17 protein-coding genes and 1 tRNA gene are annotated in these 22,075 nt (G+C 59.1%); 10 read left to right on the forward strand and 8 right to left on the reverse strand.

The window, feature by feature from the left end; genetic code table 11:
* Window positions 1-43: 43 nt before the first annotated feature.
* The 4 genes from AC13CN_RS11840 to AC13CN_RS11855 form a co-directional block, all read right to left on the reverse strand.
* Window positions 44-3,109 (reverse strand): AAA family ATPase, encoded by a 3,066-nt coding sequence (locus AC13CN_RS11840; RefSeq protein WP_062362148.1) that lies wholly within the window; start codon window positions 3,107-3,109, stop codon window positions 44-46.
* On the reverse strand, window positions 3,106-4,254 hold the full coding sequence (locus tag AC13CN_RS11845) for an exonuclease SbcCD subunit D (RefSeq protein WP_062362151.1): 1,149 nt from the start codon (window positions 4,252-4,254) through the stop codon (window positions 3,106-3,108). The genes AC13CN_RS11840 and AC13CN_RS11845 overlap by 4 nt, the downstream gene beginning before the upstream one ends.
* Window positions 4,255-4,363: 109 nt before the next feature.
* On the reverse strand, window positions 4,364-6,007 hold the full coding sequence (locus tag AC13CN_RS11850; RefSeq protein ID WP_074210239.1) for an SLC13 family permease: 1,644 nt from the start codon (window positions 6,005-6,007) through the stop codon (window positions 4,364-4,366).
* A gap of 340 nt (window positions 6,008-6,347) precedes the next feature.
* On the reverse strand, window positions 6,348-6,677 hold the full coding sequence (locus tag AC13CN_RS11855) for a hypothetical protein (RefSeq protein WP_074210238.1): 330 nt from the start codon (window positions 6,675-6,677) through the stop codon (window positions 6,348-6,350).
* A gap of 235 nt (window positions 6,678-6,912) precedes the next feature.
* On the opposite strand from AC13CN_RS11855, the gene sstT reads away from it, so the two are divergent.
* The 7 genes from sstT (at window position 6,913) to AC13CN_RS11890 (ending at window position 12,895) form a co-directional block, all read left to right on the forward strand.
* Complete coding sequence (gene sstT, locus AC13CN_RS11860) at window positions 6,913-8,130, forward strand: serine/threonine transporter SstT (protein WP_074210237.1); 1,218 nt, start codon at window positions 6,913-6,915, stop codon at window positions 8,128-8,130.
* A gap of 81 nt (window positions 8,131-8,211) precedes the next feature.
* A complete protein-coding gene (locus tag AC13CN_RS11865; RefSeq protein WP_062362166.1) occupies window positions 8,212-8,742 on the forward strand; it encodes a helix-turn-helix domain-containing protein in 531 nt (176 codons plus the stop codon).
* The gene (locus AC13CN_RS11870) at window positions 8,739-9,479 is read left to right on the forward strand and encodes an AzlC family ABC transporter permease (RefSeq protein WP_062362169.1); all 741 of its coding nucleotides are present in this window, start codon (window positions 8,739-8,741) and stop codon (window positions 9,477-9,479) included. The genes AC13CN_RS11865 and AC13CN_RS11870 overlap by 4 nt, the downstream gene beginning before the upstream one ends.
* Window positions 9,476-9,811 carry an AzlD domain-containing protein gene (locus AC13CN_RS11875; protein WP_062362171.1) on the forward strand — a complete coding sequence of 112 codons (336 nt, stop codon included), beginning with the start codon at window positions 9,476-9,478 and terminating at the stop codon, window positions 9,809-9,811. Before AC13CN_RS11870 ends, AC13CN_RS11875 begins: the two co-directional genes overlap by 4 nt.
* A 68-nt stretch (window positions 9,812-9,879) precedes the next feature.
* Window positions 9,880-10,869: an ABC transporter substrate-binding protein gene (locus AC13CN_RS11880; protein ID WP_062362174.1), complete on the forward strand. Its 990-nt coding sequence runs from the start codon at window positions 9,880-9,882 to the stop codon at window positions 10,867-10,869.
* On the forward strand, window positions 10,863-11,867 hold the full coding sequence (locus tag AC13CN_RS11885; protein WP_054641471.1) for a FecCD family ABC transporter permease: 1,005 nt from the start codon (window positions 10,863-10,865) through the stop codon (window positions 11,865-11,867). The genes AC13CN_RS11880 and AC13CN_RS11885 overlap by 7 nt, the downstream gene beginning before the upstream one ends.
* Window positions 11,864-12,895 (forward strand): FecCD family ABC transporter permease, encoded by a 1,032-nt coding sequence (locus AC13CN_RS11890; RefSeq protein ID WP_062362176.1) that lies wholly within the window; start codon window positions 11,864-11,866, stop codon window positions 12,893-12,895. Before AC13CN_RS11885 ends, AC13CN_RS11890 begins: the two co-directional genes overlap by 4 nt.
* A 3-nt stretch (window positions 12,896-12,898) precedes the next feature.
* On the opposite strand, the gene AC13CN_RS11895 is transcribed toward AC13CN_RS11890, so the two are convergent.
* Window positions 12,899-15,025, reverse strand: a complete 2,127-nt coding sequence (locus AC13CN_RS11895) for a TonB-dependent receptor (RefSeq protein WP_390612156.1) — start codon at window positions 15,023-15,025, stop codon at window positions 12,899-12,901.
* A 280-nt stretch (window positions 15,026-15,305) separates the two neighbouring features.
* On the opposite strand from AC13CN_RS11895, the gene AC13CN_RS11900 reads away from it, so the two are divergent.
* Together AC13CN_RS11900 and AC13CN_RS11905 are read left to right on the forward strand one after the other, a co-directional pair.
* A complete protein-coding gene (locus tag AC13CN_RS11900) occupies window positions 15,306-16,127 on the forward strand; it encodes an ABC transporter ATP-binding protein (RefSeq protein ID WP_062362178.1) in 822 nt (273 codons plus the stop codon).
* On the forward strand, window positions 16,124-17,020 hold the full coding sequence (locus AC13CN_RS11905) for a sucrase ferredoxin (protein ID WP_062362187.1): 897 nt from the start codon (window positions 16,124-16,126) through the stop codon (window positions 17,018-17,020). Before AC13CN_RS11900 ends, AC13CN_RS11905 begins: the two co-directional genes overlap by 4 nt.
* 85 nt (window positions 17,021-17,105) lie before the next feature.
* Here AC13CN_RS11905 and AC13CN_RS11910 read toward each other — a convergent pair whose 3' ends face one another.
* Together AC13CN_RS11910 and AC13CN_RS11915 are read right to left on the reverse strand one after the other, a co-directional pair.
* The gene (locus tag AC13CN_RS11910; protein ID WP_062362193.1) at window positions 17,106-19,106 is read right to left on the reverse strand and encodes a TonB-dependent siderophore receptor; all 2,001 of its coding nucleotides are present in this window, start codon (window positions 19,104-19,106) and stop codon (window positions 17,106-17,108) included.
* 328 nt (window positions 19,107-19,434) lie between these two features.
* A tRNA-Ile gene (locus AC13CN_RS11915) sits at window positions 19,435-19,511 on the reverse strand.
* A 138-nt stretch (window positions 19,512-19,649) separates the two neighbouring features.
* Between AC13CN_RS11915 and AC13CN_RS11920 the strand changes: the two genes are divergently transcribed.
* Window positions 19,650-20,225 carry a hypothetical protein gene (locus tag AC13CN_RS11920; RefSeq protein ID WP_062363294.1) on the forward strand — a complete coding sequence of 192 codons (576 nt, stop codon included), beginning with the start codon at window positions 19,650-19,652 and terminating at the stop codon, window positions 20,223-20,225.
* Window positions 20,226-20,251: 26 nt separating this feature from the next.
* Here AC13CN_RS11920 and AC13CN_RS11925 read toward each other — a convergent pair whose 3' ends face one another.
* Window positions 20,252-22,027: an ABC transporter ATP-binding protein gene (locus tag AC13CN_RS11925; RefSeq protein WP_062363309.1), complete on the reverse strand. Its 1,776-nt coding sequence runs from the start codon at window positions 22,025-22,027 to the stop codon at window positions 20,252-20,254.
* Between the last annotated feature and the right edge of the window lie 48 nt (window positions 22,028-22,075).

Consider the following 22,075-nt stretch of genomic DNA (forward strand, 5'->3'; position numbering starts at 1 on the left):
GCATGCTACATGAATGCAGCATGAATTAACCTTGCGCTAGCACTTAGCTCAGCGCCCCTTTCACCTCGACCGAACTGCCATGACGGCTAGCGCTCACCTCAATACGAACCGGCATCTGCTCTTTGAGTTCGCTGACGTGGGAAATAATCCCAATCATGCGGCCACTCATTTGCAGCTCGCTCAGCATGGCAATGGCTTGGTCCAGGGCGTCTTGGTCCAGGCTGCCAAAGCCTTCATCTATGAATAGCGTATCGAGCTGAATACCGCCCGCGTAGGCCTGCACCACATCGGAAAGCCCCAGCGCCAGCGACAGCGCCGCCATAAACGACTCCCCACCAGAGAGCGTGGCCACCGGGCGATTTTTGCCGGTGTAGGTATCAGCCACGTCCAGCTCAAGGCCAGACGCTTTATTGCCTTTAGAGGGGTCTTCCCGGCGCACCAACTGGTATCGCCCACGGCTCATGCGCACCAAACGCTCAGACGCTTGAATCAACACATCATCCAGCAGCACGCCCAGTACGAAGCGCTGCAGGCTAATGCGATGGCCGGTGCGGCCATTGGCGACGTCGCTCAGCGTGCCCCACAGCTGGTATTGGGCTTCCAGCTCCGCCTGGGAGGCGTGGGCAGCCGTCAGCTTTTGGTGAATGTTTTGCAGCGTGGTTAATCGCCCATCCAGTTGCCGCCACGCCTCTAGCTGGCTGTTTTCTTGAGCCTGTGCACTTTCAGCCTGGGCAGTCAGTGCGGCAAGATCCGGCGGTATTTTTTCCGCCAGCTGGGTTTGGTAATTCTCTAGCGCGCCCTCAAGCTCGGCCAAGCGGCGTTGATACGCCTCTACCCGATGCGTCAGCTCGTGCCGCTGGGCATCATTCAGTTGGGCAGCCTGATATTCCGCCTCATCAGCAAAGGGGCTAGCCTGCAGCGCGGCCTGCCACTCGGCGTGAGCCTGCTGAAGCGACTGCTCGCTACGCTCGACCCGCTCGTTCGCCCCGCGCAGCTGCTCTTCCGCCCGCGCCAGTTGGGTCTGGCTAGTCGAAAGCGCTTGCTGGGCACTCTCCCAGGCTTTTTCAAGCTGGGCGATGTGCTGCTCCAGCTCGGCCAGGGTTTGGCGCATTGCTTCGGGATAACGGGCGTCTTCTGGCAGCGATTGGCTCAGCTGGTCGCGCTGACTCTCTAAGCGAAGCGCGTGCTCTTTCGCCTTTTCCACCTCAGGCCGCTGGGCTTTTAGCTGTTTATCCAGCGTGCCCCACTCGCGTCGCAGCGCGTCCCGGGATTCGGTCTGTTGGCGAATCTCAGCGTCAACCTGCTCTCGGCGCTGCACCTGGCGGCGCAGGTCTTCATAGGCATTTTGCAAGGCAGACAGCGGTTGACTCACCCACTCCCCTAACTGCTGATTCAGTCGCTGGGCCTGCTCTGTGTGGCTGTCGATCTGTTGGGTGAGCTGATGGTGATGGCGCTCTGCCCGTTGTAGCGCTTGACGGGCCTGTTCCTGCGCTGCTCTGGCCTCTTCCACCTGTGCCTGGGTGACCAACTCAGCGCGATTTATCGCTGGGGCGGGATGTTCCAGGCTGCCACACACCGGGCAGGGGGCATCCTGCTCAAGGGTCCGCGCTAACAGCGCGGCCTGGCCATGGTGCCAGCGCATCTCCTGCTCAGTGGCGTAGCGTTCGGCACGCTTGGTCTCGCCTTGCTGGTGGCTGAGCGCGTTTTTAGCCTGCAGCTGTTGCGTGGTTAATGCCTGGTGCCGCTGGGTGAGTTCATCCAGCTCTTGGCGCAGGGCTAGCAGGTGGTGATGGCGGGTTAGCTCAGCGGGGGCGCTCGCCAGTTGCTGAAACTCACTCTGCAAGCGTTCCAGGTGAACGCCGATGGCTTCGCCTTGCTGGCGAATGCCATCTAGCTGCTGCTCATCGCGCTTAAGCGCCTCATCGGCCTGTTGCCAAACAGCCTGAGCTGTTTGAAAGTGCTCCTGCAGTTCACTGAGCTGCTGGCTTTTCTGGATAAACTCGCCCAGCTGGCGGTGCCGCTCCCTCATTACGGGGAGCTCCGCCTGCTGCTGGCGTGCCGTCTCTAGCGCCTGCTGTGCCTGTTCAGCGTGAGAGTGCCGCGTGATTAACGCGGCGTTTGCTTGGCGCTGCTCATCGTGGGCGGTAGCCAACGCCTGCTGCGCTTGGTCTAGAGCGGCTTTCTGGGGGCGCAGCGCCTGGGCATGGGTACTCTGCGCTAACCGCGCTTGGCTATTGTCTACCTCAGCGCGCTGCTCAAGATGACGGGCTTTATCGGCTGCCAGCGCGTCCCGCGCTTCAAATTGGCGCTGTAGCGCCAGGGCCTCATCGCGCTGCTGTTCGGCAAGTCGGCGCTTTCGCTGCGCGGTTTCAAAGCCTTCCCGCGCTTGGCCTACCTGTGGCACCAGCGCTTCCAGCTCTTGCGCCAACGCGGCTTCGCTCTCAAGCTCCCCCCCGGCAAGAATGCCATTGATATGCTGGCGATGATCGCTCACCGCCCGCTCGATTTGATTAGCCTGAGTGCGCAGGCGCTCTTCAATACGCTGGAACACCTGGGTTTGAAACAGCTGGGAAAAAATGACTTCGCGCTCTTTGGAGCCTGCCAGCAGCAGTTCGCGGAACTTACCCTGGGGGAGCACCATCACCTGACGAAACTGATTGGCGTCTAGGCCTATTAGCGCTTGCAGCTCCGCCGTGGCGTCGGTGACCTTACGCGCCACTAGGCACTCGTCCTCCTCGCCTTCTGGAGTGAGTCGCCATAGCTGAGCCTCCGCCGCTTGCGTGGTCGTGCCTTCGCCGCTGGCTTTGGGACGCTCCTGCTGCGGGACTCGGCGCACCCGATAGGTGACATCCCGCAGACGGAATGTCAGCGTCACGTCGGTCAGCAGGGTCGCGGGCGCCTGATCGCAGCGCATTTGGCCAGCATCGCGCTCGTTGCCGGTGGTTTGGCCGTATAAGGCAAAACACATCGCATCGAGGATCGAGCTTTTACCCGCCCCGGTGGGGCCATTGATCAGAAACAGCGGGCTTCTACCCAGCGCGGTGAAGTCGATGGTCTCGCTACCCGCAAAGGGGCCAAAGGCCTGCATGGTGAGGCTCAACGGCGTCATGCTTGGCCCTCCTGCTCACGGCTGAGGGTGGTGATCAGCTCGCTCATAGCGTGGGCCTGCTCGTCGCTCATTGGTTCGCCGCTGGTTTGAGTGAAGAAGTCGCTGAACATATCCAGCGCGCTGAACGCGAGCCGCTCGCGGTCTAGCTGTTGGCGGCCTTTTGCTTCCAGCATGCCGGGCTTTTCCAGGTGCAGCACGTTGGGGTACACCGCCCGCAGTTTGCCTATGGGGTCGAGAATGGCGTGGCGGTCGGTGAGGCGCACCAGCAGATAGTCATCGGCGTGGGGGTCAGCGGCCCCTTGGGCCAGCAGCTGAGCCAGCTCACCTTCCAGCACGCGGACATCCCGGCGGGGCAGCAGCGGATGGTGGGCTATTTGAGTGACACCTTCGCTGCCCACCTCAACAAGGGTGACGCCTTTGCGCTGGGTGGCTTCGGAAAAGCTGTACTTCAGCAGCGAGCCGCTATAGCGAATGTGCTCCCCACCGCGAATCTGGGGGCCGTGAAGGTGGCCCAACGCCACGTAGTCGAAACTCTGCATGGGTTCCCACGCCACGCTTTCGGCACCGCCTAGGGTGAGCGGGCGCTCGGAGTCGCTGGCGGTGCCGCCATCGACAAAGCAGTGGCTCACCAGTAGCGTCGGGCGGCCCGGCTGGCGCTGTTCCTCAATGCGCTCCAGCAGGTAGCGGTGGGCGCTATCGAAGTCGCGTACGTCCACGCCAAACGCGCTGCGCACGTACTCTGGGTCCGCGTAGGGGATGCCGAACACATCCACCGTGTCATCGCCAATCGTAAGCGTGACCGGCTGGTCGCAGGTGGCTAGGTCGGTGAGAATATGCAACCCGGCCTGGCGCAGGTGGCGGGCGCCAAACCCCAGCCGCTCAGCGCCATCGTGGTTACCGGAAATCATCACGACCGGCAGGCCGCGCTTCTCGCACAGCTCGCCTAAGATCTCATCCAGCAGCGTGACCGCCGCAGCGGGTGGCACCGAGCGGTCGTAAATATCGCCCGCGACCAGCACGGCATCCACCTGCTCGCGGTCGATGATCTCCAGCAACTGCTGCAACACATGACGCTGGTCATCCAGCAGGGAAAGGTTGTGAAATAGCCGCCCTAAATGCCAATCGGCGGTATGAAGTAATCGCATGACAGGCTCGATGAAAAAAGTGTGCGGTCATCATAGCAACCGCGCCTGCGTTTCACCCATGAAAAAGCCCCGCACGAGTCGGGGCGATTAATGCGGAACACGTCGCGGGTTAGTCTCTAAACGCATCCGGGTAGGTGGTGAGATCCACGCCCCACAGCATCGGCAGCAGGAAGTAGACCGCGGCCACGATCAACAGCATCGCAATGATGTTGAGCCAGAAACCGTTGCGCACCATCTCGATGATTTTGATTTTACCCGTGGAGAAGATGATCGCATTGGGTGGGGTGCCTACCGGTAGCATGAAGGCGCAGTTGGCCGCCATGGCCGCTGGCACCATCAGCACGAACGGATGAATATCAAGCGCCAGCGCCAGCGACGCCAATACCGGCAGGATCATGGTGGCCGTGGCTGTGTTGGAGGTGATTTCGGTCAGGAACAGTACCATGCCGGTCGCCAGCAGAATCACCAGCAGGAAGTTGACGCTTTCCAGCACGCTCATTTGGCCGCCAATCCAGGAAGCCAGACCCGACGAGCCAAAGCCCGCCGCAATCGCCAAGCCACCGCCGAACAGCAGCAAGATACCCCACGGTACGTCTTTGGCCACATCCCACCCCAGCAGGCAGCCGCCTTTGTTGGGAGAAGGAATGAGAAACAGCGCCACGGCAGCGGTAATCGCAATCATGGTGTCGTTAATGCCGGGGATCGTCAGGATCTGCCCCTGCCATAGGAACGAGCGGGTAATCCAGAAAAACGCGGCAAACAGGAACACACCGAGCACCGCCTTCTCTTCGAAGGTGATCCTACCCAGCGCTTCTTTCTCTTTGCGGATCAGCGCTCGGCCGCCCGGCAATTTGGCGAGCTTGATCGGATAAATGAAGCGTGTGAGCATCACCCAGCCAATCACCAGCAGCGTCACTACCACCGGGAAGGCAAACATCAGCCAGCCCGCGAACGAAATCTCGACACCGAACAGCTCGTTCACGATCGCCGCCAGGATAATGTTCGGCGGCGTGCCAATGAGCGTGCCCAAACCGCCAATGGTGCCCCCGTAGCCCACGCCAAAAATCAGCGACTTACTGAACTTATCAATCTCGTCGCTGTGATCTCCTTCGGTTTTGTTCAGCTCCTGGGTCACCTGGTAGACAATGGCGGTACCAATGGGCAGCATCATCATGACGGCAGCGGTATTGGATACCCACATGGACAAGAAGCCCGTGGCCGCCATAAAGCCAAACACGATGCTGTTAATGCTGGTGCCTAGCAAGGAGATAATCGACAGCGCGATGCGCTTGTGCAGATCCCACTTCTCCATTGCCAAGGCGATCATAAAGCCGCCCAGGAACAGGAAAATAATCGGGTTACCGTACGCCGCCGTTACGGCACTGCTCTCCAGCACTCCGGTAATCGGCAGCAGAATAATGGGCAGCAGTGACGTCACCGGGATAGGAATGGCCTCGGTAATCCACCACACCGCCACCCATAAAGTAGTTGCCAGCACCATGCGCCCTTCGAAGCTCAAGCCGGCGGGGTGGAAAAACATCACGACCAAAGCAAACAGCAAAGGGCCCAGCACCAAGCCGATTTTCTGTGCCGTACTATACACGGGCGGACGGGGCGAATGGCCGCCGCTGCCCTGGGTCTTATGGGAGTCACTTCGGGATGAGGAGCCTCCAGCACTTGAGGTCGGCAACGCACACATCAGGAGATTTTTAACTTGGTCGTGGGAGTGCCAAAGCTGATCCCACAGCGTCATCGTGGCAGTTCTGCGCATTATGGAAGTACCGCTCGCAGTCAGGGTGAACGAAAGGGTTCAGGACTTAGCTGTCCCTATGGCATTTTTTGCCAGCGCCGCTGGCTTTTAGGGTGCCCTTTATTCACTGCAATAGGCCATTAGTCCAGTAAATTGGCGGCAATTACAACCAAAGTCTAACCACTTTAGTCGAAATAATTATTGTCGATTAGTCTTCGTAGATGAGTTTGCTTGGCTTTGTTTTCAGTGATTCCAGTGCTTAATCTGTAGCGCAATAAGCACGCAGAACATGCTGATAGCAAAACACTTGCTTCCCAATGGGTTGCAAGCCGCTTGCCCGTTATTAGTCCAGATTATCCAGCGTCACCACGATATCTTGGGTAGAAACATCGACGTTCCAGAAGGTATAGCTGTCATCGTCCTCGTCGACCAAGCGAATATCGAATAAGGGACTTTTATACCCCGTTAGCGTCACGCGCTGGGTATCCCCATTCATCAACACGTCGCTGCCCAGCACGTCCTCCTCCCAACTTTTCGAATCCGCCGGGCTCACGTACATATAGTAAATGGTGTAGCCAGCACGGTTGGTGATATCGACGTAGTAGTCGGCCGCCATGACGAGCGACGAGCTGCACAGCATCAGCAGTGCAGCAAACAACACTTTCATACGCATGAAACGTTCCTTCTTCTTTTTTTGGGATAGGCGGGAAGTAGCACTAAAGCCACGCTGCGATGATGCCCCGCAGCAAGCGAAGTATAGTCTGGCGCTCATCTCTGTGACAGCGAGTGCCGATTTTTGGCACACCCACCCCAGAGAAGCCCTCAACTGATAGAATGCTGCCCCTTTCAGGCGCGGTGGCGCTTACCGCCGCATCACTTCCCCCCTTTTACTACCTGAGAGTCACGCAATGATTGCCACCGCTACCACCGTTTTTCGACCCTTGTTACGGCTGGGGCTTATTCCTCAAATCGTCATCGGTATTGTCGCTGGGGTGCTGCTGGCCCTACTCGTACCCGACATAGCCAGCGATGTAGCGCTTCTCGGGCAGCTTTTCATTGCCGCGCTGCAGGCCGTGGCGCCTATTTTGGTCTTCGTGCTGGTGGCGGCGGCCATTGCCGCCCATCAGGCGGGCCAGCCGACCCATATTCGCTCGGTGCTCTTACTCTACGTCGCAGGTACGCTGATTGCCGCGTTAATTGCCGTGGCGGCCAGCTTTGCGTTCCCTACGGAGCTGGCGCTGGATGCAGGCCAAGTTGATGGCAACCCTCCCAGCGATATTCTTAGCGTGCTGCGTGACCTGCTGCTCAACGCGGTGGCCAACCCCGTCACTGCCCTGATGGAAGCCAACTTTATTGCCATTCTGGCCTGGGCGATTGGCCTGGGGTTAACGCTGCGCCAAGCCAGCGACACTACCCGCCAAGCGCTGAGCGACTTATCCGCCGCCATTACGCGTATTGTCACGCTGGTGATTCGCTTAGCCCCACTGGGTATTTTCGGCTTGGTGGCCGGTACGCTGGCGGAGTCTGGCGTGCAGGCACTGCTTAACTACGCCCAGCTATTGGGGGTGATCGTTGGCTGTATGCTGTTCGTCGCGCTAGTAAGTAACCCGCTATTGGTCTACTTGGCTACCCGCCAAAATCCTTACCCGCTGGTGTTTGCCTGCCTACGGGGCAGCGCTATTACGGCATTTTTCACCCGCAGCTCGGCAGCCAATATCCCGGTGAACCTGGAGCTGTGCCGCCGCTTAGACCTGGATGCCGACACCTACTCAATCTCCATTCCGCTGGGTGCCACCATCAATATGTGCGGCGCGGCGATCACGATTACCGTGATCACCCTGGCCACCACGCATACGCTGGGCATTAGCGTCGACTTCCCCACCGCGCTGCTGCTCTGCGTGGTGTCGGCCCTCGCGGCCTGCGGCGTTTCTGGCGTGGCGGGCGGTTCATTAATGCTGATCCCTATGGCCGCTAGCCTGTTCGGCATTCCTACCGAAGTCGCCATGCAGGCAGTGGCCATTGGCTTTGTGATTAGCGTAGTTCAAGACTCCATGGAGACAGCCCTCAACTCCTCCACCGACGTGCTGTTTACCGCCGCCGCCTGCCGAGCGCGCAAGCTCACCTAACCACTTCTTTATTGCTTGTCGATTGACAGCCCGCTGTTCCTTATATAGAACGCTCTATAAAAGGAACAACGGGCAATCACCATGGATGAGCACTCTCTTGTTACGCTAGGCCAACACCTCCAAGCGCTTCGTAAAGCGCAGGATTTATCGCTCTCGCAACTTGCCAACGCGGCGGGCATCGCGAAATCCAACCTATGCCGCTTAGAACAGGGCAACGGTAACCCCACGCTCGACACGATCTGGCGGCTGGCCGTCCAACTCAACGTTCCGTTTGGCACCCTAGTTGCACCGATTAGCGTGCCGCTCGGCGAGGATGGCGTGCAGGTGCAGCTGATTGACCAGGGCAAAGGCGTGCCACAGGTGGATGCCTACTGGATGCGCTGCGCGCCCAATACGCTGCGCCACGCCGAGGCCCATACCCTGGGCACGCGGGAAACGCTGACGCTCATTAGCGGATGGTTAGAAGTAGGCCCAGAGGGTGCGACCACCACGCTCACCCCTGGCGAAAGCATCACCTTTCAGGCCGACCAGCCGCACCTGTACCGTACGCACACCGATGAAGCCACCCTGCTACTCACCGTCACCTACGGCCAAGAAGGGACCCCACCATGAGCCAGCCAGCCGATCACACGGTGCACGCCAACCACTCACCGCTGCGCTCTGCCTTACAGGGCGTGCGTGAAGCAATTCCGTTGTTAGGCGGCTATATTCCGGTCGCGCTCTCGTTTGGTTTGGTCGCGACCCAGGCCGGTTTTACCACTTGGGAAGCGGCCGCCATTTCAGCGCTGATCTACGCGGGTGCCTCGCAGTTTCTGTTCGTGGGCATGATTGCCGCTGGTGCGCCGCTATGGCTGGTGGTGGCCATGACGCTACTCATCAACGTGCGCCACGTGGTGTACGGCCCCAATTTGGCCGCGCTGCTGCCCCGAAGCCGCCACTGGCCTTGGCTGATGCACGGCCTGACCGATCAAGTCTTTGCTTTGGCGCTCACACGGCTCCCCCAGCTACCGGAAGTAAAACGGTTTAGCTGGTTTGTAGGCGCCTCGCTGCTGGCGTGGGGAGTGTGGATTATCGGCACGGCGGTGGGTGCGACCGGCGGCGAGGCGGTCACCGCCCGCTGGCCGCTACTGGGTGAGATTATGCCCTTCGCCCTCCCCGCGCTGTTTCTCACCATGGTGGCACCGCGCTTTACCGACAAGCGCTGGGCTGCCGCCATGCTGTGTACCATTCTTGCCGCGCTAGGGTTGAACTTGGCCGGATGGAGCAACGTGGCCATTCCTCTCGCAGCCGCCTGCGGCGCGCTGTGCTTCTATACGGTCACGTTCCAACCACGGAGGAGCCGCCCATGAGCAGCGCCATGTGGATCGCCGTCATTATCTGCGCACTCGGCACGCTGCTGATGCGAGTGGTGCCCTTTTTATGGATGCAGCGCCGTCTTGGTAGCGCAGCGGGAATGAACGCCATGCCCCAATGGCTGGTGATTCTGGGCCCCATGATGATTGCCGCCGTGTTGGGCGTCTCGATAGTGCCCGTCAACCCCAGCCCTGTCTCTTGGTTGGCCACCGCGATTGGCCTGAGCGTTACGCTGTTGGTGTGGCGTCGCCTGCGCTCACTGGGCTGGCCGGTGGCCGCCGGGGTGGGAGTATTTGGGGCGGTGGAGGTAGTGGCAGCCCTTATTTGATAATGCTTTGCATTAGCTTTTACAACATGCCATGATTTCGCCTTTCTCCGTGACACCGAAGGGCACGTATGCAGACAGCAGACGCTTATGGCAGCCGCACAGGGTGGCGGGTGTTGCTTATTTTTTGCTCCACCCTGCTGCCTTTCTTTGCTATAGCCAATGAAGTAGCCACCACTGCTGATTTACCTACTCAATGTGACCAACCACGCCTAGTAACGCTCTACCAAGGAGCCACGGACAGTGCCGTAGCTCTCGGAATTACCCCCGTTGGCGTGGTTGACGCTTGGCTGGAAAAGCCCACCTACCGCTATTTACGCGATGCGCTTACCAATGTTGAGCACGTGGGGCTGGAAACCCAGCCGAACCTTGAGAAAGTGGCTTGGCTGAACCCGGATGCCATTATCGCCAGTCACTTTCGGCACGAACGCGTCGCCCCGCTGTTAAGCGCCATGGCGACCAGCGTTTACGCCAACACCGTCTATGATTTCAAAACGACGTTAGCGCTGGTGGCCGAGGCCAGCGAGCGCGAACAGCAAGCCCAAGCGCTGCTGCAGCGCTGGGAAACCCGCGTGGCGGACTTTCGCCAGCAGATCGCTGATCAGCTAGGGGGCCAATGGCCGCAAAAAGTCGCCGTCGTGCGCTTTAAAAGCGATCATGTGCGGATCTATACCAGCGGGTTTGCCGGTTCGATTCTAGATGAGCTGGGCTTTGAACAACCCGAGACGCTGGCCTCTCAAGACTGGGGGATGAAGCTTGTCAGCACGGAGAACATTCCGGTGCTTGAGGCTGATGTCATCTTTGTGCTGCTGGAGCCAGATGACCCAGCCATTGCGGCCAACTACCAACACTGGGCTTCTCACCCTTTGTGGCAACGGCTAACGGCTGTGCAGCGCGGCCAAGTATTTGAGGCAGACCCCGTTAGTTGGATGATGGGCGGCGGTATTTTGGCGGCCAACGCCATGCTGGATGACCTTTACCGCTACTATCAGCTCACCCCGGCCACCGATGGCCACTTGCCACACTGCGCTTTATGCATTCAGGAGCCGCCCTCATGCTGAACAGCAGCTCCGCTAAGTGGTTAGGGTTGCTAGCAGGCGCTGCCATGACGCTACTGGCGTTTATCGGCAGCGTCATGCTCGGCACCACCCCGCTAGAGTGGTCGGCACTGTGGCGTATGCTAACCGCTTACGATCCCGCTAATGTGGCGCATATCATTCTATATACCGAGCGCCTGCCACGCGCCGTGGTGGCGGCGCTCGTGGGTGCTAGCTTGGCCGTAGCGGGCGCACTGATGCAGACCATGACTCGCAACCCGCTCGCCTCGCCGGGTATTTTAGGCATTAACGCCGGGGCGATGTTTTTCGTCGTGGTAGCGGTAGCGCTACTGCCGCTGCATACGCCTGCCCATTATGTGGGTGCCGCCCTACTCGGCGCGCTAGTGGCAGCAAGTTTAGTGGCGTTGCTAAGTCGCGGGCGCTATGGCGAGAACTCGCCGCTGCGGGTGGTGCTGGCAGGGGTCGCGGTGACCGCGATGTTTGTCTCCTTCAGCCAGGGGCTCCTGGTGGTCGACCAGCAGAGCTTTGAAAGCGTGCTTTATTGGCTAGCGGGTTCTGTGGCGGGACGCGACCTTGACCTAGTACTGCCGCTGCTACCGCTGTTTGGTGGTGCCATAGTGCTTAGCGCCCTCTTGGTACGTCACGCCAATGCGCTGTTATTAGGTGATGACATGGTGACAAGCCTAGGCATGCGCGCGGGCAGCATCAAACTGCTTCTGGGGCTCGTGGTGATTGTATTGGCAGGCAGCTCAGTAGCCCTGGCGGGCATGATTGGGTTTGTCGGGCTAATCGTGCCCCACATGGCTCGCCGCCTCTTTGGCATTGACCATCGCTGGATGCTTCCTGGCTGTGCCGTTTTGGGCGCTTGCTTGCTTCTGCTGGCCGATACGGCATCGCGGTTTTTAATTCCTCCACAGGAAGTGCCGGTCGGCGTCATGACAGCGCTCATTGGTACGCCTTTCTTTATTTACCTCGCACGACGCAACATGGCTCGCCAATGACACTCGCAGCGCTCTCTCCTTCTGACGCCAGCAACGCGCTTGGCACACGTTTTCGTCTCACGCTGCTGCTATTGAGTGTGGGGCTTGTGCTAAGCGCGGCTCTGTCGCTTTGCTTGGGAAGTTTTCCTACTCCACCACTGCAAGTCGGGCATTCCCTTATTAACCCAGCGGATAGCGAGCTGACGTTCATTATTTGGCAGCTTAGGCTACCGCGTATTGTGCTGGCGATCCTGGTAGGGGCGGCGCTGGCAATGGCAGGCGCCATTCTGCAAAGCATCGTGCGTAACCCGCTTGCCTCGCCGGATGTTATTGGCATTACCAGCGGCGCGGCGCTAGCCGCCGTTCTCTTTATCGCGTTGCTCAGTTCGCACGTTAGCATCGGCTGGCTACCGGTGGCGGCCATGCTCGGAGCCTTATTCGCCGCTCTGCTTGTGGTCAGCTTGGCATGGCAGCGTGGTATTAGCCCTGCGCGCTTGGTGCTAGTGGGCATTGGCCTAGCCGCCGCCATGGGCGCGGGCACTACGCTACTGATCGTGATGAGTGACGACTCCGCCGCCATGAGCGCCTATACCTGGCTGACCGGCAGCTTATACGCCGCCCAATGGGCCGATGTGTCCAGCCTGCTGCCGTGGCTACTGTTAGCGACGCCGGTGAGTTTTCTGCTAACGCGCCACGCCGATACAATGGCGCTTGGCGACAGCGTAGCCCAAGGGTTAGGCGTACCGTTACTGCGCAGCCGAATCGTGCTACTTGCCTGTAGCGTGGTGCTGGCCGGTGCTGCGGTGGCCGTGGCGGGAGGGCTCAGCTTTGTGGGCCTCATGGCACCGCACCTAGCGGCGCGATGGGTGGGCCGACATTTAGCGCGGCTACTGCCTGCATCCGCACTGGTCGGTGCATTACTCGTGCTTTATGCCGACCTACTCGGCCGCGTCGCCTTTTTGCCTAACGACCTGCCTGCCGGTATTTTCGTTGCGGGCATTGGCGCGCCCTTTTTTGTTTATCTCTTGTATCGGGCGCGCCAGCGTTAAGCCTTAAAAATCCAGCTGATACCCCACCGTGAACGTGCGCCCACGACCGGTGAAGTAGTACTCATCGCTGATGCGAGCGGCTTGAGAGTAATAGGTGAGGTAGTCTTCGTCGGTCAGGTTCTCGATACCCAGCGATAGCTGCCCCGTAGGGAGCTGGTAGGCCAGCGAGGCATCCACCAAACCGTAGCCATCGAAGTCGAGCGCCGGGTTATCGACGCTGCGGTCGAAGTAATAGCGGCCCTGTAGGCGGGTCGAGAGACGGTCGTTCCATACGGCGCTCCAGCCCAACTTGAGCGTATCGGGCGCGATGTTGATCCCGGTGAGCTTGGTGTCCACGCTGCCATCGCCGTCTTGGTCCGACTTGCCTTCGGTATGGGCATAGGAGAGCGACAGATCATGCTGGTCATTGACCTGCATGTTGCCGGTCACTTCCACCCCTTGGATTTCGGTTTTCTCCCGGCTGCCCACCCACGTACCGTTCTGTTCGGCCAAGCGCTGGCCAAAGTCAGAGTTCGATTCGTAGTAGCTGACTTCCAGGCCGTATCGCTCCCAGTCAAAGCGCGCGCCAATTTCCTGGTTATCGGTCACGATGGGCTGCAGTTGAAGCAGCGTATCCACATCCTGCCCCGGTTCGCCGATGCCCCGCAGCACGCGACCCACGTCCGGCATGCCAAAACCTTCCGAGTAGCTGGCATACAGCTGTGCCCACTCCGTGGCCTGGTACGTCAAACCCACGTTATAAAGCGTTTCATCGAAACTGGGGTTGCCGCCTCCTACCGCGACGTTATCTTGAGTGACGTTGCTACGGTCAATCGTCTCGTAGGCATCCACCTCAAGATCGGCGTGCTCATGGCGAACGCCGGCATGCAGCGTGAGCGGGTCGGCGATTTTGAACTGCCCCTGTAAGAACGGCGCAATGTTGCTGTAGCGGCTTTCCGGCACGTAGGTGCGCCCGGTCTCTACCAGCATTTGGCGGGTTTCATCCTCGAGGATGTCTAACCCCACCGTCACGCCGAGCCGGTCATCCAGCATGCCCTGGCGGTTTAGGGTGAACTTGGCGCCCTGTTTATCCGATTCGTTACGGGTTTGGTCGAACTGGGTATTGCCGTTGCCATCCAGGTAAGGGAAGAACGGCGTGGTGGCAAAGCGCGCTCGGAAGCGCTGGCGATACACCTGGGCATCGACCGCGTTGCCGTACCAATCCGCGTGGGAGTACGCCAAGCGGGCGGTGGTGACTTCATTGAAGCCTGGCGCGCCGTCGGGTGTGCCCCGCTCGGCGCTGGTCGGGATGCCCGCATCGCGGTCGCCCACCACGGGCACGTAGTCGTCGCCCTCTTCCAAATCAAAATGATTGAGCGACAGCTCGATATTCTGATTGTCGTCGATCCAGTAGCCTAACTTGCCGAACAGGTCGTAACTTTCCGAGTTTTGCAGCTCGCCGGGGTAGGCAATGCCCACGCGACGGTCGCCGCCATCGTAAAACACGCCCCGCTCCTGGCGGGTGGCCGAGGCCACGAAATCCCAGTCGCCCTGCTGACCGCTAATGCGATAGTTGAGCTTGTTGCCCAGGCCTTCCGAGTGCAGGTCGTCGTCAATGGTGACGCTAATGCCCGCGCTTTGGCTAATACCGCCCCCTTCGGCCCGACGGGTGACGAAGTTGATCAAACCGCCGGTGGCCCCCAAGCCATGCTCGGCGCTGGCCCCGTGAATCACTTCAATCCGCTCGACCATGGAGAGGTCGATGGTGTAACTATCACGAGAGCTATCGCGCAGCGGATTGGACTGAGGCACGCCATCGATCAGGAACAGCGCATCGCGCCCGCGCAGCGTCTCTCCGGCGTTGGACAGCTTCTGACGGCTAGGTGAAAAGGAGGGAATCAAGTTGCTCAAGACCTGGCCAGGGTCGTCGGTGATGGCGAGCTGCTGTTCGATCTGCTCACGCGTGATCACTGTCACCCGCTGCGGGGTTTGGCCTTCTTCGCTGCGGCTACGCGTCGCCGTCACGACCATGGTGGGTGATGACTCGTTGAGCGCCTGCCCCACGTCAGTTGCCTCTTGCTGGGCATTGGCCTGAGTGGCTGCCACTAATCCTGCCAAGGTGACCGTTGGCCAGAAAGCGGCGTGTTTCATCGTTTGCATGTCTGCTCCCTTGCGTTGTGTGTAACGTCGTACGAATGAACCCTTGGTGAATTATCACTTTAGCGGCCGCTGAAATGCTAACGCGGATCTAAATGATAATGATTATATTATGCACAAAGAAACAGACAGGTCTACCGTTGCGAACGCACCGTTCGAACGTCCGCAATGACACAGAACAGGCAGCCACAAGAACAACATTGAAAATGAGAATATTTTGCCTTAGGGTGCTGACTGCCCTAATTCCGTGACTGAGCTTGCCTGAGCCTACCTTATGCCCGTCTATTCCCATCCTGCATCACGACTCACCGCTGACGCCCTGCACGCTGGCTACGACGCTAAGCGCATTTTGCAAGGGGTGGATATTGCTGTAGCGGAAGGCCAACTCACGGTGCTTCTGGGGCCCAATGGCAGCGGTAAATCGACCCTGCTAAAAACGCTGGCGCGCACGCTGACGCCCAGCGGCGGGCATGTCTATCTCGATGGCAAGGACATTCATCGCAGCAACACCCGGGAGGTCGCCCAGCGGCTAGGCATTTTGCCGCAAGGCCCCATCGCCCCCGAGGGGTTGAGCGTAAAACAGCTGGTGGGGATGGGGCGCTTCCCCCACCAAGGGTTTTGGAAAAAAGATCCACAGCAGGATGCCAACGCCATCGCCGAAGCCATGGCCTATATGCACGTGACCGAGTTTGCCGACCGAGATGTGGAAGCGCTCTCTGGCGGCCAGCGCCAGCGCTGCTGGATCGCGATGGTGCTCGCCCAGCAGACCGATTTGATTTTGCTGGATGAACCCACCACCTTTTTAGATTTGAAGGTGCAGGTAGACCTGCTGGCACTGCTTTCTCGGCTGGCCCACGACCATGGCCGCACACTGCTGCTGGTACTGCACGACTTGAATCTCGCCGCCGCTTACGCCGACCACCTAGTCATGATGCGCGACGGGCAAATCGTCATCAGCGGCACGCCAAGCGATGTGTTCACCGCGGCCAACCTAAAGCGCGTCTTCGACTTGGATGCTCACATTCTGCGCGACCCCGCTAGCGGCAGCCCAGTGTGCGTGCCCTTCACCTCGGCGACGTTACAGGCAGCCCTATGAACCACACCTTCTGCGCGGATTTAAGCCGTGAACAGCACGACCCGCTGGCCGGTAGCGCCGCTCATGCCGAGCGCAACTTACTGCTTAGCTGGCCGCGCGCGAAGTGGCAGCGCAAACTACGCCACGCCAGCGATATGAGCGATTCATTAAAGCAAACGCTAGATACGCTGGCTGACGATGGCCTGCGCATCAACCTGATCCAACAGCCGGGCATGGAAAAGTACCAGCATCAGCTCTTTCTGATGCCGGAGAGGCGCCGCTTTCGCGTGGCACGATGGGAGTTAGAGGCGTTCTTCAGCGCCTTTCAAAGTGGCACCCGCCTTAGCCAGTGGGAGCAGCCAGCGATGCGCAATGATTTGGTTCTTTGCTGTACCCACGGCACCAAAGATAAGTGCTGCGCGAAGTACGGTTATAAAACGTTCAAAGCGCTAGCCAGCACGGTAGCTGAGCACCCGCTGCCGTTCGAGGTATGGGAGAGCAGCCACCTCGGCGGCTGCCGACTCGCCGCCAGCGTGATCATACTGCCCAATGTGCGCAAATATGGGCGCATTACGCCAGAACAGACCCTACCTTTCTTACAGGCTGAAGCCCACCAGCAGCGCTACTTACCCGGCTATCGCGGCGGCTCGCAATTACCCCCCGCACAACAAAGCGCTGAAATCGCTGCGTTAACACACCTCAGCACAGATACCGCACAGCCAACGCTTACTCTGATCAGCGACCACGGCGACGACCAAACACGAGAGATACGCTTTCAGTGGCGGCTCGACCAGCGGCAAGGTGAACTGACCGTGCACTGCCAAGCCACCATCCTATGGCGCGTGGATACCTGTGCAGACCTAGCGCAAGGCCCCACCAAATGCACCGTATGGCACGCGATGGTGAATGGGTAGTACATAGACGAACAACAACGACGAACAACAACGCCCGGCTTAAAGCCGGGCGTTGTGGGTTAAAGCTGAGTGCGAGTGATCGCTCTTACCAGCGGTATTTCACGCTGCCGATGATACTGCGAGATTCGCCGTAGTAGCACCAGTACTCACAGCTGGCCACATACTCTTCATCAGTTAGATTATTGACGTTTACCTGAGCCTGCCAGCCATCGGCAAACTCATAACCGACCATGGCATCCGCCACCATATAACTATCGACGGCGGTATTGTCCGCAACGCTCGTGTCCACCGTACTGCCCACGTAGCGTACACCAGCACCCAAACTCACGCCTTGCAAGGCCCCATTGGTAAAGGCGTAATCCAGCCAAGTAGACGCTTGATGGCGCGGAATTAATGGCGCACGCTGATCATCTTCCAAGCGTGAATCCGTGTAGGTATAGGCAGCCGTCACTTTTAACGCATCGGTGAGGTAACCCACGCCCTCCAGCTCAAACCCTTGAGAAGTACGCTCGCCTTTCTGAACCTGGAACCCGGCAGGAGAACTCACGAGCGTATTGTTCTCTTTCAGGTCGAACACGGCAGCCGTCACGTAGCCATCCCAGCCAAACGGCGCGATTTTGACACCGGCTTCCCACTGCTCGCCTTCACGGGGCTCGTACAGATCGCCCGCGTCATCTACACGCCCCACCGGATCGAACGACTCGGTGTAGCTGATATACGGGTTGATCCCTTGGTCGCTCAGGTACATCGCGCCGCCCGACCAAGAGACTTGGTCATCATCGGAGCGCTGCGTGACACCGGATGTCAGGTTGCTGTTTTCGGTCTCGGCTTGGTCAACGCGCACGCCGCCAAGCAGCACCCAGCGGTCATCAATACGAAGTTGGTTTTGAGCATACAAACCGGTCTGCTCTTTATCGATCTCGCGGCTCAGCAAGTCATCCGCGCCCACCGGCGTAAAGTTGCCGTAGGTGGGGTCGAACACGTCGATAGGATCACCAAATGGGAACGGGTCGGCTTCTTGCCCACTCACCCCAAGGTTCTGATAATCGACACCCAGCAACAGCGTGTTCTCGGTGCGGTCCGTGTACCAGTTACCCACCATGCGGTTATCGACCGTCCAGCTGTCGATAGAACCATCGCGATAGACATGGCCACGCGTTGCCCGACGGGCGTCCGACATGAAGAACGCATAGGTGCTGCGTAGCTCCAGGTCTAGCTCGCTGTAGCGTAAATCTTGTTCAAACCGCCACGTATCATTGAGGTCATGGCGCAGCTCGTAACCCAGCGCCCACTGCGTGCGGTTATCACGGTCGTAGCCCGGCTCGCTGAGGTTGGTTTGCGGGTCGACGCGGCCGAACGGCGTATCTTGCACGGTGCCGTAGGGCAGCTTGAACGGGTTGACCGGCACGCCATCGTCTTTCTGCACGCTGGCCAAGAAGGTCACGCTCGTATCGTCGCTCATATCGACGGCGAGGCTAGGCGCGAAGTAATAGCGCTCATTATCCGTGTGGTCGAGATCGCCATCGCGCTCTTTGTACACGCCCACCAACCGATAGCGAACGTCACCAGACTCACCCAACGGCCCGCTGGTATCGACCCCCACTTGGCGATGATTACGGTTGCCCAGTTGGAAATTCACCTCGCCCTGCGGCGTTTCCGTAGGACGCTTGCTCACCGCATTGATCAAACCACCGGGAGGCGCCTCGCCGTATAGAATCGAGGAAGGCCCTTTGAATACTTCGACTTGCTCCAAGCCATACGGCTCAGGCAGCCACTGGTAAAAGCCTTCACGGTAAATGCGCAACCCATCCTGATAAGTGGACTGGTCAAAACCACGCACCTTGAACCAATCCGTATTGTTATCACTTCCAAAATGGCCTGATAGCACACCGGCACGATAGCGGAAGGTTTCATCCAACTGCTGCACGTTACGGGTTTCCAGCTCTTCCCGATCAACGCTAGAGACCGGGCGCGGCGTCTCCACCAACGGCGTATCTACCTTCAACGCGGTCGCGGTGACCACCGTGGTACCGGTATTGATGGTGTCTTCTTGAGCCAGTGCGGCCATCGGCGCAGCGCACAGCATTCCACCGAGCGACACCACCAGTGAACGGCGAACGGCAGCAGGCAACGGCGCGACGGAAAACGGCATGGTTTTACGGAGCATGAGTGAGTCTCAACGGGTATGAGGAGTTCGTTATAGTAAGACGAATGATACGGATTTTTATTCACAACCACAATCACTCTGGTGGGGCAAGAGGTTGGGGAGGAACGGGGGGTTCGAAGGAGGATCGGTGGAAGAACCAATAGAGACAAATGAGGTTTTGAGAAACTGCGAATATGGCAAAGGAGCCGTTTACTGACGTTGGTCAGGGGCTTAAGAAGAAGGCAATCTAGGGGGAGAGACTTAGAAATGGTGGGCCCAGTAGGACTTGAACCTACGACCAAGGGATTATGAGTCCCCTGCTCTAACCAACTGAGCTATAGGCCCGAAAAGCGTGCATATAATAGCGAATGTGTGGGGACGAGGCTACCCCTTGGTGCGCTATCTTACGGCGAAGTCGGCATTTTTTCGGCACTAATTGGCGGCGCTGGGGTCTGGTGGTGAATGCTTCTATGGAGAATCGCTTTGAAAGCTTTGATGGCTCTTTTCCCGCTGCTGTTGGTGCTGCCGGTGCAGGCGGATTGGCAGCTTGATCCTGGCCAGTCTCAGGTGCAGGCGTCGATCACCCAACTGGATGGCGAGGCCCCGCAAATTCATCACCATCAGGTGAATAACTTGCAGGGCGATATTGCTGCCGATGGCACGCTGCGCCTGCCGCTGCGCTTGAGCCAAACCGATCTGCTCAATCGCTTTGGGGAGCTGCCGCCGTGGGTGGGCTTGCTGGCGAACACCACGCTAGTGACGCTGGTGGCGCAAATGCCGCCGGAGCGGTTAGACGGCTTGGATATTGGCGAGTCGATGGTGGAAACCCTCACCTTTCGGGTGCAAACCGACCTGATTAACCAAGAAGAGGCGGTGCCACTGCGCTTTACCCGCGAAGGGTTAAACGAGGTGCGCGTGACCCACGCCGAACCCATGGCGCTGGATGGCAACGCGCTGATGGCTAACAGCACGGTGCGCACCGTGCTGTCGATGTTGGGCTACCAGCAGATTGATGAGCATGTGCCCGTCACGCTAAATGCGCTGCTGGTGAACCGCTAACGCTTGACTTAGCCACTGATGGGCGCTTAGTGGCTAAGCGCTTCAACGTCGCCTGCCTGGGCGGCCCCGGTTTGTACCCGCCACTGGGCGGCATAATGGCCGTCCGCCGCTAACAGGCTGGCGAGGGTGCCGCGCTCCGCCACTTGGCCTTTCTCGATCACCACAATCTCATCGGCGTGCACAATGGTGGAGAGCCGGTGGGCAATCATAATCACCGTACGGCCATGGGCGATGCGTTTTAGCGAGCGCTGAATGGCCGCTTCGGTTTCGTTATCCACCGCGCTGGTGGCTTCATCCAGCACCAGAATCGGCGGGTCTTTTAACAGCGCCCGCGCCAGTGAAAGCCGCTGGCGTTGGCCGCCGGAAAGGCGCACGCCCCGCTCGCCCACTGGCGTATCCAGCCCTTGGGGCAGCGTTTCAATAAAGCTCCAGGCTTCGGCGGTTTTGGCGGCGTCGATAATCGCGGCATCATCGGCGTCCGGCTGGCCGTAGGCGATGTTGTCGCGAATACTGCCTTCAAACAGGTACACATCCTGGCTGACTAAGCCAATCGCTTGGCGAAGTGAGTGCATACTTACGTCGGTGATGGGCTGGCCATCTACCAGCACACGGCCACTGGCGGGGTCGTAAAAGCGCAGCAGCAGTTTGATCAGCGTCGATTTACCGGAGCCGGTGGCCCCCACCAGCGCCAGCGTATTGCCAGCGGGCACGTGCAAGTCCACGCCGTTTACGCCTACTTGGCTGGCTTCATATTGAAAGCTGACCGCCTCGAAACGCACGTCGCCTTTTACCGGGGCGGCCAAGGGCGTGGTGCTGTCGTCCTTTACGGTAATCGGCACTTCGAGCAAATCCAGAATCCGTTTGGTGCTGGCCATGGCGCGCTCGAACAGGTCGATCACCTGGGCAAGGCCGGTGAGCGGCCACAGCAGGCGTTGGGTCAGAAACACCAGCACGCCGTAAGCGCCCACGTTGAGGCTGCCGTTCAGCGCCATCATGCCACCAACAGTAAAGGTGGCGAGAAAGCCCGCCAAAATCGCCATGCGGATAACCGGAATAAACGCAGAACTGACTTTAATCGCGCGACGGTTGGCTTCCACATAGGCTTCACTGGCATCCCGCAGCCGCTCGGCTTCCCGCGCTTCACTGGTGAAGCTTTTAATCGTAGCGATACCGCTGAGATTGTTGGAGAGACGGCTGGCAAGGTCGCCTACTTTTTCGCGCACGTCGCTGTACAGCGGCCCGGCTTTGCGCTGGAAGAAAAACGCGCCCCAAATGATCAGCGGAATCGGCGTAAACGCTAGCAGCGCGATCAGCGGAGAAAGCACGAAGAACACCGCGCCTACGGCCACCACCGTGACCACTACTTGAATCAGCGCGTTGGCACCGCCATCCAGAAAGCGCTCTAGCTGGTTGACGTCATCGTTCATGGTGGCCACTAGCTGACCGGAGCTTTTCGATTCAAAAAACGCCATGTCGAGGCGCTGGGCGTGCTCATAGGTATCTTGGCGCATATCCGCTTGCAGCCGCTGGGCTAGGTTGCGCCAGAGAATCTGGAACAGGTACTCAAACAGCGACTCCCCCGCCCAAATAAAGAAGGTGAGCACCGCCAAAATGGTGATCTGCTCTTGAGGCGATTCAAACCCCAGCCGCGCCACAAAGCTGTTTTCCTGGTTCACCACCACATCGATCGCCACGCCAATCAGAATTTCCGGGGCGATATCGAACAGCTTGTTGATAATCGAGCAAATCGTGGCGGTGATAATCTGCCGCCGATAGCCTTTGGCGTAGCGCAACAGGCGCATTAAGGCGTGAAAGCTTTGATTGACGGACGCTTTGTCAGCGCGGGTCGG

It is taken from the genome of Vreelandella sp. L-25, from assembly GCF_056857535.1.